General features: G+C 45.0%; 11 protein-coding genes. 7 read left to right on the top strand and 4 right to left on the bottom strand.

Annotated features, from left to right (window positions below; genetic code table 11):
* Positions 1-68 precede the first annotated feature (68 nt).
* On the top strand, positions 69-590 hold the full coding sequence (locus R7H07_RS02850) for a DUF2058 domain-containing protein (RefSeq protein ID WP_033906326.1): 522 nt from the start codon (positions 69-71) through the stop codon (positions 588-590).
* Positions 591-683: 93 nt separating this feature from the next.
* Here the strand turns inward: R7H07_RS02850 and R7H07_RS02855 are convergent, their stop codons facing one another.
* From R7H07_RS02855 to R7H07_RS02865, 3 genes are all read right to left on the bottom strand, one after another.
* The gene (locus R7H07_RS02855; RefSeq protein WP_017633575.1) at positions 684-1,298 is read right to left on the bottom strand and encodes a LysE family translocator; all 615 of its coding nucleotides are present in this window, start codon (positions 1,296-1,298) and stop codon (positions 684-686) included.
* A gap of 77 nt (positions 1,299-1,375) precedes the next feature.
* Complete coding sequence (locus R7H07_RS02860) at positions 1,376-1,768, bottom strand: ribosome recycling factor family protein (protein WP_017819813.1); 393 nt, start codon at positions 1,766-1,768, stop codon at positions 1,376-1,378.
* Between the two features lie 19 nt (positions 1,769-1,787).
* Positions 1,788-2,657, bottom strand: a complete 870-nt coding sequence (locus tag R7H07_RS02865; RefSeq protein ID WP_005373812.1) for a LysR family transcriptional regulator — start codon at positions 2,655-2,657, stop codon at positions 1,788-1,790.
* Between the two features lie 105 nt (positions 2,658-2,762).
* Between R7H07_RS02865 and R7H07_RS02870 the strand changes: the two genes are divergently transcribed.
* Positions 2,763-4,019 carry an adenylosuccinate synthase gene (locus tag R7H07_RS02870; RefSeq protein ID WP_054574549.1) on the top strand — a complete coding sequence of 419 codons (1,257 nt, stop codon included), beginning with the start codon at positions 2,763-2,765 and terminating at the stop codon, positions 4,017-4,019.
* Positions 4,020-4,389: 370 nt separating this feature from the next.
* A complete protein-coding gene (gene ansB, locus R7H07_RS02875) occupies positions 4,390-5,454 on the top strand; it encodes an L-asparaginase 2 (RefSeq protein ID WP_206958721.1) in 1,065 nt (354 codons plus the stop codon).
* A gap of 84 nt (positions 5,455-5,538) precedes the next feature.
* Here ansB and R7H07_RS02880 read toward each other — a convergent pair whose 3' ends face one another.
* Positions 5,539-6,375, bottom strand: coding sequence for a pyruvate, water dikinase regulatory protein (locus R7H07_RS02880; RefSeq protein ID WP_005373820.1), 837 nt, complete (start codon positions 6,373-6,375; stop codon positions 5,539-5,541).
* 251 nt (positions 6,376-6,626) lie between these two features.
* On the opposite strand from R7H07_RS02880, the gene ppsA reads away from it, so the two are divergent.
* From ppsA to tyrS, 4 genes are all read left to right on the top strand, one after another.
* Entirely contained in the window at positions 6,627-8,999 is a 2,373-nt protein-coding gene (gene ppsA, locus R7H07_RS02885) for a phosphoenolpyruvate synthase (protein ID WP_005373822.1), read from the top strand.
* A gap of 170 nt (positions 9,000-9,169) precedes the next feature.
* Positions 9,170-9,949 (top strand): hypothetical protein, encoded by a 780-nt coding sequence (locus R7H07_RS02890; RefSeq protein WP_005373824.1) that lies wholly within the window; start codon positions 9,170-9,172, stop codon positions 9,947-9,949.
* Between the two features lie 193 nt (positions 9,950-10,142).
* Positions 10,143-10,949: a response regulator transcription factor gene (locus R7H07_RS02895; RefSeq protein WP_021707696.1), complete on the top strand. Its 807-nt coding sequence runs from the start codon at positions 10,143-10,145 to the stop codon at positions 10,947-10,949.
* Between the two features lie 82 nt (positions 10,950-11,031).
* Positions 11,032-12,291 (top strand): tyrosine--tRNA ligase, encoded by a 1,260-nt coding sequence (tyrS, locus tag R7H07_RS02900; protein WP_206958719.1) that lies wholly within the window; start codon positions 11,032-11,034, stop codon positions 12,289-12,291.
* Positions 12,292-12,390: the final 99 nt, after the last annotated feature.

The raw sequence follows: 12,390 nt of genomic DNA on the forward strand, positions 1-12,390 counted from the left end.
CACTATTATTTACTACAAGTGGCAATAGTGGGTAAAATGCCCAAAATTGCGCACTAACTGGATAAAACATGGCAAAACTTACCCTTCAAGAACAAATGCTGAAAGCTGGCTTAGTTAATGAAAAGAAACTAAAGAAAGCGAAGAAAGGCTCTAAAAAATCACGCGTTCAAGCACGCGAAGTAAAAGCGGCGGTTGAAGAGAATAAACGCCAACAGTTAGAGCGTGATAAACAATTGAGCGAGCAACAAAATGCTGAGCGATTAAATAAAGAGATCAAAGCGCAGATCAATCAATTGATTGAGATGAACAAGATCGACTTAAAAGATGGCGACATCAAATACAACTTCACTCACGGTACGCTAGTGAAATCACTTTATGTAGATTCACTTATCCGCGAGCAGTTGATCAAAGGTATTTTGGCAATCGCAATTTTTGGTGAAAGCTATGTTGTCATTCCACGTGGAGTAGCGAATAAAATTGCTCAACGTGATGAGTCCGTCATCATCGAACAAAAAGAACCTGAATCGGACATTCCAGCAGAAGACGATCCATACGCAGATTTCGTCGTGCCTGACGATTTGATGTGGTAACAATAAATTAATCGATACATCAACGAAAAGAGCCGCTAATGTAACATCAGCGGCTTTTTTTATAGAAAAATAATCTACAGAGATGATGTTTTGTTATTGCTTACTTAGAAGCAAATTCGCACCTGATGCAGCTAAAAACAACGAACATCCGCGATTGAAACGTTTCGCCATTTTTGGATTTGAAAACCAGTGTCTCAAGTACAAACCAAAGATGGCATAGATTGAAATGGCGACCATTTCTAATATCAAAAACGTCGAGCCAAGGGCAAAAAACTGCTCTTGAACGTTGGCATTGGCATCAACAAATTGCGGCAAGAATGCAGTAAAGATAAGAATCGCTTTCGGGTTGCCAGCAGCAAGCGTAAATTCTTGCTTCGCAAGTCCTGCGTAATTGCGCGAATTGTCCAAGTCAGAGATCGGGCTGGACTCTGAACGCCAAAGGTTGAACGCAATCCACAGTAGATACAGCGCCCCTACCAGCTTTATTGCCAAAAATAGCATTTCTGACGTATACAAAATCACAGCCAGACCTGATGCAGACAACGCAATCATCGCTGAAAAAGCAGCAATTCTGCCTAAACTGGCCGTAAACGCGGCCCTAAAGCCGTAACAACGCGCATTATTCATTGCCAATAAATTGTTTGGGCCTGGAGCCATATTTAGAGCGAAGCAAGCAGGAATAAAAAGGAGAAGCTGCCAAATATCCATAATAAAATGGTCTTAGTGAGTGATTTTGATCGGTACCCTAACATCTGTTAATAAAGTGAGTAAACCACAAACCGATCTTAAAGCAACTCAGCATCAAATCGTGCCGTGCGAGCTTGAACTAACGTGCAGTTCGTTTCAGCCATCAGCTCCGCTAGGGTGATGTTTGGGTTTTGTCTCACCAAACGTATCAACTTCACGTCCAAAGGTTCCAATTTGTCTTGGTGAGCAAGTAGAGCTTGTTCGATCTTATTGATCGCAAATCGCATCGTCTCTGCTTCTTCGTTTTTGAGATGCTCTAAAAACGCTTTTACATCCAAAGCCTCGCCTGAGATTTGCCAATGACGAGATCGTCTAATTCGCTTAAGATCGCACTGTTTTTCTGCTGCGAGTGTTTTCGCTCGCTTGGCATGGTCGCCCCCAATACGGTGAATCAAGGATGGGAGCGAAATCGTAATCTTCGTCTCTTTCATGGCCTTTTCTTTCATCGCCTTAGCCCTCAACCACCGACACATTCTCGCCAACCCAAGCCAACAACTGTTTTGCCGCTTTGGATAACACCTGATTTTGACGCACGATGTAGCCGAAATCAGTGTTTGGAAAACTTGGCAAAGGCGTAACTTCTCGAGAAAGCTTTAATCTCGGATCGAGCGAAAAATCCGGCACAATAGCAGTCCCAAACCCCGCTTCCGCCCAGTCGATTTGTGCTTCCACACTGCCCACTTCCATCACGCGATGCTTAGGCAGATTTAGTTCAGGTAAAGACGCATCAATCAGCTCTCGGGTTCGAGTATCGTGCCCTAGCAGGATCAGCGTCTGGCTCTCTTTTCGATTGTCTTGCCACTCAAAAATGTTATCGCCAAACGCACACCAGTGAATTTGCGTGAGAGGCGTAAAATGCAGCGGTTGACTCTCTTTTTGTGCGATAACAAAGCCGATATCGGCACGCGCACTTTTCACCAAATCCACCGCTTGAGAAGATGTGGTATTGAACAATGCCAAGTCGATCCCCGGATATTCACTTTTGAATTGCTGAAATGGTTTGATAAGCAGTAAACGTGAAACAATATCGCTCGCCGCAATAGAAAGCGTCCCCTGCGTAAGATCGTTGATGGCATTGAGATCCGACTGACAAATTTGCAGCTCATTAAGCATCCGCTGCGCCGTAGCTAACAAACGCTTCCCCGCTTGCGTCAACTGCACGGGATTTCGCTCAATCAATTTCGTGCGCGTGGCTTGCTCCAACTGCTTGATATGCAAACTTACGTTCGGCTGCGTCATGTGCAGTTCCGTCGCTGTTTTACCAAAGTGTTTTACCTCTGCAAGAGTTACGAAGGTTCGCAGCCAGTTCAAATCTAACATTGCCAATTCCGATATGAAATTCTTATCAAGTTAATGAGTATAATTAATTTCTCTTATTATGGCGAACACCTTAAGATTTTTGCATCTGTTTTTGGAGATTAAATTATGTCGTCTATCGTTGTTGTGGGTGCAAACTGGGGTGATGAAGGCAAAGGCCGCATCGTTGACTTTTTGGCAGAGCAAGCTTCTGCGAGCATTCGTTTCCAAGGTGGTAACAACGCGGGTCACACCGTGGTTAACGACCTAGGTACGTTCAAGCTGCACCAGCTACCAAGTGGCGTTTTCAACCCAGACTGTTTGGCAGTATTAGGTCCGGGTATGGTTATCAGCCCTGCGTTGCTGTCTCAGGAGATTGCGGAAGTTGAAGAAGCGGGCGTAAAAGTGAATATGTGCATCTCTGATCGCGCAACACTGTGTCTACCTCTACACGCACTAGAAGATACGCTAGAAGAACAGCGTTTAGGCGACAAAGCATACGGTTCAACTCGTCAAGGTATTGCACCTGCTTACGGTGACCGCGTAATGAAGAAAGGCATCCTTGTTGGTTGGTTGAAGCAACCAGAAGTATTGGTTGAACGCCTTCAATTCATGATGGATTGGAAACTGCCGCAACTGCGTGCGCTTTACCCGACGTTCGAGTTTGAACAAACCGCTGAAGAACTGGCGAACTGGCTGCTAGAAGTCTCTGCACCTTGGCGCAATTCAATTTGCAACGTAACGCTTCCTCTAAAAGAACTACAAGCGAAAGACAAAACTCTATTGTTCGAAGCGCAGCTTGGCGCGGGTCGTGACCTTGTTTACGGTGAGTACCCTTGGACAACATCTTCTAACGTTGTATCAATGTACGCGGGTATCGGTAGTGGCCTTCCGGCACTTCGTCCTGAACGCGTTATTGCGGTTGCAAAAGCCTTCAGCTCATCAGTGGGTACTGGTACGTTGATCACTGCAATGGAAGAGCAAGACGCTTTCCGCGAACTTGCTGGCGAGTTCGGTGCAACTACGGGTCGTCCACGCGACATGGGCTACTTCGACGCAGTCGCTACGAAAAATGGCGTTGAACTGCAAGCCGCAACTGAAATTGCACTAACGAAAGTAGACTGTTTGACTGGCCTTAACGATCTGAAAATCTGTGTTGGCTACGAAGGCGACCACAGCGAAAACCCAATCTGGCCTCAAACTGCCTCTCTTGCGCCAATCTACGAGAAGATGGAAAGCTGGAGCGAGGACATCACAGGTTGTCGTAAGTTTGAAGAGCTTCCAGTAGCAGCACAGAAATACGTTCTACGCATTGAGGAACTCATGGGCGTACCAGTAAAAATGGTGTCTGTGGGTCCTGGTCGTGAACAAATGATTATGCGATAAGATGTGAATTAACACATCATTGGCAAGCGGCTTTTATCTGTTCCGGGGTAAAGCCGCTTTTTTTTACACTGTAAACTTTGGAAAATTACACGGCTAAATTCATATTTAGTAACCTCATCACGAGACTCCTACCGCCTTTATTTATAAATCAATAAATTATAGGGCTTAACACGTTGTGCACGTTACTAGCACATCTCACTTGTTAAAGAAGCACGTCAATTAGGTTAACTGGTTGATTTGATATTCTTTAAGTGATTAGTTGATCACGATCTTCATCTGCAATTTGTTGAACTAGTACTCAAAAAATCTAACCCGCTGTTTTTAGGATAGATGAGTTCCCCAACATCCAACCTAACAGCAGGTGATTCCCATGACGAAAAATCTTTTCCGCCTCAGTACGATAACTCTCGGTTTATGCATCAGTTCGTTCTCTTTTGCGCAATCCGATCTTCCGAACATTAAAATTCTTGCCACTGGCGGCACCATAGCAGGCGCAGGTCAATCTGCAACAGAGTCAAACTACACAGCAGGTAAAGTCGGCGTTGAATCATTGATTTCTGCGGTGCCGAGTATGACCAAGATTGCCGATATTTCTGGAGAGCAAGTGGTCAGTATCGGTTCACAAGATATGAATGATGAAGTGTGGCTAAAATTATCGAAAAGAGTTAATGAGCTACTCGCTCAAGATGATGTTGACGGCATCGTCATTACTCATGGTACGGATACGTTAGAGGAAACCGCTTACTTCCTTGATCTGACCGTCAAGAGCAAAAAGCCTGTCGTGATCGTTGGTGCAATGCGTCCTTCCACCGCAATGAGTGCTGATGGACCAGTCAACTTATACAATGCAGTCGTAACAGCCACCGATGAAGATTCAGAAGGACGTGGCGTGCTAGTCGCAATGAATGACACGATTTTCGATGCGCGAGATGTGACAAAAACCAATACAACCTCCGTCAGCACTTTCCAGTCACCCAACTTTGGTGCTATCGGCTACATTCATAATAGCGATGCCAAATATCAACGAAGCCCAGAACGTAAACATACGACAGAAACCCCATTCGATGTATCAAAGCTTACTAAGTTGCCTAAGGTCGGTATTGTTTATAACTATGCAAATGCCTCCAGTTTGCCGGTGAAAGCCTTTGTGGATGCGAAGTTTGACGGCATCGTAAGTGCTGGTGTCGGTAATGGTAACTTGTACCACACTGTGTTTGATGAGCTAGAGAAAGCGAGTAAAGATGGCGTTGTTGTTGTAAGAAGCTCCCGAACGCCTAGCGGCTCAACCACTTCGGATGCTGAAATTGATGACGAAAAATACGGCTTTGTTGCCTCAGGCACACTAAACCCACAAAAAGCACGTATCTTACTGATGCTGTCACTTACTCAAACCAAAAACTATCAAGACATCCAAAAGATGTTCCAATACTATTAAATCATTCTGTGTAAGGCATCTTTAGATGCACAAGAGGAGGAGTTACTCGCCTCCTCTTGCACACGACGATGTTGGTGCCCCTTGTTAACCAAACAAACGGCGCTTCATCCCTGCTTTTTCCAGAATACGCGTAGTAATTTCCTCAACAGACAGAGAGGACGTATTGATATATGGGATCGCCTCTCTTCTAAACAAAGCCTCAACAGTGTCTAGCTCCAGCTTGCACTGCTCTGTGCTAGCGTAATCACTTCCAGACAAACGATTCTCACGGATTTCAGTCAAACGTTCAGGGTCGATAGTAAGCCCGAACAACTTATGACGATGGATCTCAAACTCAGGTAACAAACGCATCATCTTCACATCTTCCGCAATAAACGGATAGTTCACAACACGTAAACCAAATTGCATCGCCATATACAAGCTAGTCGGCGTTTTTCCACTACGCGACACGCCAAGTAAGATGATATCAGCTTGCTCCAACCCTTTTAGTGTGATGCCATCATCATGCGCCAATGTGTATTCAATAGCCGCAATACGGTCAAAATAGGTGTCGGAATCTTTCCCCACGCTGCGAGAACGCTGCAACTTAGGCTTTGGTGCCATCTGAATGTCGTCTTGCACTTTCTGCACAATACTCTCCAACACATCGTAACTGTATGCTGGCGCTTCAAGCAGCATTTCACGTACTTCTGGAACGACAATTGAGAAAAAGACCAGAGGTTTGACGCCATTGCGCTGGTAGGAAGTTTCAATTTCTTTGACTACGTCAGTAGCTTTGTCCTGGCTTTCAACAAACGGAAAGGTTTTTTCGTTAGGAATGAACGGAAATTGACCGAGAACAACATGCCCTAATGTCTCACATGTTATCGCCGTACCGTCAGAAACATAGAACACATCACGACTTTGGTTATTTATTTGCATTTCTGTTTAATTTTTCAAAATCTTTTGAGTAGGATGGTACACATAATATTAATAAATCAGTTTGGCTTTCAGTTAGGTTCACCACAGCTTTAAAAATTCGTTTGAATTTTTTTCAGCCAGAACGTAATCGTTTGCCTTTGATATCAATCTGAATGAAGCAATGTATGGTCAACGTGTAATAACAGCCAACATGCGATTGTTTAGATCGATTTAAGTCCCCCTACTAAGCTGCAATGTTTCTGGAGAAAGACATGCAAAAGAACACCCTCTGGTTCAATGGCCTATCCATGGATGATGTCGACAAAGTCGGCGGTAAAAATGCTTCACTTGGCGAAATGGTTTCTAACCTAGCGAACGCAGGCGTTTCTGTACCAAATGGTTTTGCGACAACCTCATACGCGTTTAACCAATTCCTTGACCACGAAGGTTTGGATGAGCGTATTCACCAATTACTCGATGAACTAGACGTTGAAGATGTAGAAGCTCTGCGTAAGACAGGTGCAAACATTCGTCAATGGGTATTAGAGGCCCCTTTCCCTGCGGACCTTGAACAAGAAATTCGTGAAAATTACCAAGAACTGATCGAAGGCAATCCTGAGCTTTCAGTCGCAGTTCGTTCATCTGCTACGGCAGAAGACCTACCTGATGCTTCTTTTGCTGGTCAGCAAGAAACGTTTTTGAACGTGAAAGGCATCGACGCAGTACTAGAAGCAACTAAGCACGTTTACGCTTCTCTATTTAACGACCGTGCGATTTCTTACCGCGTTCACCAAGGGTTCGACCACCGTGGCATCTCGCTATCTGCGGGTATCCAACGTATGGTGCGTTCAGATAAAGCCTCGTCGGGTGTTATGTTTACACTAGACACTGAATCGGGTTTCGACCAAGTTGTCTTCATCACCTCTTCATGGGGTCTAGGCGAGATGGTCGTTCAAGGTGCAGTAAACCCTGACGAGTTCTACGTTCACAAGCCAATGCTTGAAGCAGGCGAACACCCAATCGTTAAGAAAACATTTGGTTCTAAGTTGATCAAAATGATCTACTCAGATAACCAAGAAATCGGCAAACAAGTTGATATCGTTGATACTTCTGATGAAGAGCGCAACACGTTCTCATTGAACGACGACGAGATTAAAGAGCTCGCAAAACAAGCAATGATCATCGAAAAGCACTATCAGCGTCCAATGGACATTGAATGGGCAAAAGATGGCATTGATGGCAAGCTGTACATTGTTCAAGCGCGTCCTGAAACCGTATGTTCACAAACGGAACAAAACGTGATTGAGCGCTACGAGCTACAAAACAAAGCGGATGTTTTGGTTGAAGGTCGTGCAATCGGTCAGCGCATCGGTAAAGGCGTGGTTCGCTTGGTTGACTCTCTGGACCAAATGTCATTAGTCCAAGAAGGTGACGTGCTAGTTACAGACATGACTGACCCAGATTGGGAACCAGTGATGAAAAAAGCATCTGCAATCGTAACCAACCGTGGTGGCCGTACTTGCCACGCTGCCATCATCGCTCGTGAGCTTGGTATTCCTGCAATCGTTGGCTGTGGCGATGCGACAAGCAAGTTAACCGATGGCGCAACCGTGACCGTATCTTGTTCAGAAGGTGAAACGGGCTACGTTTACCAAGGTGAACTTGAGTTTGACGTAAAACGCTCTTCTGTTGATGAACTGCCACTGCTACCAACAAAAGTGATGATGAACGTGGGTAACCCTGATCGCGCGTTTGACTTCGCACAAATTCCAAATGAAGGTGTTGGTCTTGCTCGTCTTGAATTCATCATCAATAAGATGATTGGTATCCACCCGAAAGCATTACTTAACTTTGATGCACAAAGCGATGAGCTAAAAGCAGAAATCACTCAGCGTATTCGTGGTTACAAAGATCCTATCGATTTCTACGTAAGCAAGCTGACAGAAGGTATCGCAACCATTGCTGCGGCATTTTGGCCGAAACGCGTTATTGTTCGTATGTCTGACTTTAAGTCTAACGAATACAGCAACTTGGTTGGCGGTAAAGCATACGAACCGCATGAAGAAAACCCAATGCTTGGCTTCCGTGGCGCGTCTCGTTACATTTCTCCAGTGTTTGAAGACTGCTTCGAGCTAGAAACTCAAGCAATCAAACGCGTTCGTAACGAAATGGGTCTGAAAAACGTTGAAATCATGATCCCATTTGTTCGTACACCAAGCGAAGCAGCATCAGTGATTGATTTGCTAGCGAAGTTTGATCTGCGCCGTGGCGATCAGGGTCTTAAAGTCATCATGATGTGCGAACTGCCATCCAACGCGGTCCTTGCCGATGAGTTCTTAAAGTACTTTGATGGCTTCTCGATTGGCTCAAACGACATGACTCAGCTAACGCTTGGACTTGATCGTGACTCTGGCGATGTTGCACATCTATTTGATGAGCGTAACCCAGCGGTTAAGGTGATGCTTCAGATGGCGATTGACGCAGCAACAAAAGCAGGCAAATACGTTGGTATTTGTGGTCAAGGCCCATCAGACCACGACGACCTAGCGGAATGGCTAATGGATCAAGGTATTAGCTCTGTATCACTAAACCCAGATACGGTTATCGATACTTGGTTAAAACTAGGTAAAGTTAGCAGCAAGTAACACACGATAAACTCTAGCCCTCACACTCCCCTTGTGAGGGCTTTGTTATTCACACGTCATTTCACAATCAGTTCGTGATTCCTCTCTCAAGTTCGTCATTTAGTCAATTTCATTATCAAAGTCTGATGACCTAAAATGAATGGTATATCGATAACTCCAGAGAGAATTTGATGAAAAAGCCTATCGCACTCCTTACTACATTGATGCTCCTGGCATCCCCTGCTTATGCCGATTGGGATGAAATTTCCAATAAAATGTCTGAGCTTGGCGACGCAGTTTCTGATACTGCACAAGATGCTTGGGACGACACCAAAGCGTTTTCAAAACAAGCGTGGCAAGATTTCACGAATTGGTCCGAGGAAGCGATCAATACCGCAGGCGAATGGACAGAAGCCAGCATCGAGAAGAGCAAAGAATGGATAGATGCTGCCGACAAAAAAATTGATGAGCTGATGGAAGGCGATACGCCAGAAGAAGCTCGCCAAGCCGTGGACTTAATGGCAGATAGCGCTTTGCTCAAGTTATTTAATGAAAAGCCGGAGGCAAAAGCTATTTACGACAACGCGTACGGCTACGCGGTCTTTGATTCTCGTAAATTATCTTTGCTGTTTCACACCAACTCAGGGTCAGGAGTCGCAGTGAATAAGGAAACAGAAGAACGCACTTATATGAATATGTTTGGTTTGGGCGTTGCACTTGGGGCTGGCGGCAAATTTTACCAACAAGTGGTTCTGTTTGAGAGCAAAGAAGACTTTGATACGTTCGTCAACGAAGGATGGGAGGCCACAAGTGAAGCCTCTGCTGTTGCGGGCGAAGATTCAGAGCAACTTTCAAAACAATTTAACAGCGGCGTCGCCGTCTATCAGTTGAACGCTAAAGGTTTGCTCATCGATGCTAACGTGTCTGGTTCTAAATATTGGGTTAACGAAGAGCTCACTAACTCGCAGTAATGCATAGCAACTAATCGCTTAAATAAAACCGTTGTTATGCACCCTTATCAATAAGTTAACGGGGATATGATTCCTCAAAACTGAGCACTTACGCAACTTTCTCTATGGAAGTCACCAGAAGATGGCGACTTCCCTTTCTCGTTGGATTGCTTTTGGTTATGCTTGCGCAAAACCACCTGCAATTCGGTATCCCATGCCTGACAATAACTTTAATAATCTGCTAGCAGAAGCAATTTCTGCTCTTAACACGCCTAACTTTACTCCTAAACTTATGCGTGTCATTCGCACTCTTTTTCATTTTGATTGCGCAGTTATTTTAGGTTACCGAGAAGGTAAACATCCTATTTATCTCTACGACTCAATTGAGAACGAGCGAGAGTTACTTTTTCAACGCTACCTTACTGACTCATTTCAAAATGACCCTTTTTTTCTCAAACTAAACGAGACAAAGCAACAAGGCGTATTTACGCTCAAAGACGTGGCGCGTAAAGGCGTTGACTTCACCTCATACTGCGAGCAGTTCTATCATCAAACAGGGTGGAAAGACGAGCTTAGCATGCTAGTCGAAGTTGAATCTGGCCGTTGGGTCATGCTGTACTTCGGATATATGACTGATGGAAAATACTTTTCTCAGCAACAAATCAATAAGCTAAAGCCCTATTTCCCGATAATTCAGTCGCTTTGTCAGCAGCATTGGAAACAAACGGAATTTACCTTTTCTGAGCCTGTTTTTGCACAGAGTGCTTATTCTGGCAGTATGCGATTAGCCATTGAGCAAGCTTTAGCAACGTTTGGCGTAGAATCACTCACCCGTCGCGAACAAGAGGTGGCTTCGCTTCTCGCTCAAGGGTTTGACACCAAAGAAATTGCCGCGCGGTTACACTTAGTTCAAGGCACGGTCAAAAATCATCGAAAGCGAATTTACTCGCAATTAAATGTGTCTTCATTGAGTGAGTTATTCCAGCTTTTCCTCAATCACCTCATTCTCCATTCAAGATAAAAAACTGTCCCTTAAGGGATATATCGAGAAAAGGTGTCGCGTTTTAGTCTGAATACAACAACCACTAAAACAGACAAAAAGAATGACGACACCATTACTGCAAGATTTACAAGATCGTGGCTTGATTGCACAAGCCAGCGATTTGGAAGAAATTCAGACACTTCTCTCACAGCCACAAACCGTTTACTGCGGCTTCGATCCTACAGCTGGCAGTTTGCATATCGGCCACCTCGTGCCTTTGATTATGCTTAAGCGCTTTCAAGATGCCGGACACCAAGCTGTTGCCTTGATTGGCGGTGCAACGGGCATGATTGGCGACCCAAGCTTTAAAGCGACTGAGCGCAGTCTGAACTCAGAAGAAATCGTCTCAGGCTGGGTTAACGATCTTTCTAATCAAATTCAGCAGTTGATGAACCACCAACTGACCAAGCCGATGATCATGGTGAACAACGCTGACTGGATGAAAGCGATCAATGTGATCGACTTCTTCCGCGATGTGGGTAAGCACTTCTCGATCAATACTATGGTCAACCGAGAATCGGTAAGACAACGCCTGCAACGACCTGACCAAGGTATCTCCTTCACCGAATTTAGCTACGCCCTACTGCAATCGTACGATTTTGCCGAGCTAAACCGTCGATACGGTTGCCGTTTGCAAATCGGTGGCAATGACCAATGGGGAAACATCGTCAGCGGGATCGATTTAACTCGCCGTCAAAATGGTGAGCAAGTATTTGGCTTAACTCTGCCGCTGATCACCAAATCCGATGGCACCAAATTTGGCAAAACTGAAGGTGGTGCAGTATGGCTAGATCCTAGCAAGACCTCTCCTTACGCGTTCTACCAGTTCTGGCTTGGCGCAGAAGACGCCGACGTTTACCACTTCTTGCGTTACTACACATTCTTGAGCTGCGAAGAAATTGCCAGCATTGAAGCGCAAGGCCAAGCAAGCCAAGGTAAGCCACAAGCACAACGTATTCTCGCTGAAGAAATGACGCGATTTGTTCATGGCGAAGAAGGCCTAGCCAGTGCCGAGCGTATCACTCAAGCTTTATTCAGCGGTAATGTGCAACAACTGAGTTTGGGTGAATTAAAACAGTTGGAGTTGGATGGTTTACCAAGCATTGAGAGCACACAACAAGATTTGGTTGAGCTGTTGATTGAGTCGGGCTTAGCAAGTTCGAAGCGTGTTGCACGCGAACACATCAGCAACAACGCCATCAGTGTAAACGGTGAAAAAGTGGCGGCTGATAACCCGAGTTTAAGCTTCCCACTGTTTGATCAATATTGGTTACTGCAACGCGGTAAAAAGCACTTCTGCCTCGTAAAGCGTGCCGCGTAGCAACACTCGCAGTACAAAACCTATAAAAAAATTCCCCTCACCACTTTCGTGATGAGGGGAATCCAAATTTGAACGATTTTAAGCCTAACAATAGGCAAA

This window comes from Vibrio sp. Vb1127, assembly GCF_033338735.1.
Taxonomy (GTDB): Bacteria; Pseudomonadota; Gammaproteobacteria; order Enterobacterales; family Vibrionaceae; genus Vibrio; species Vibrio alginolyticus.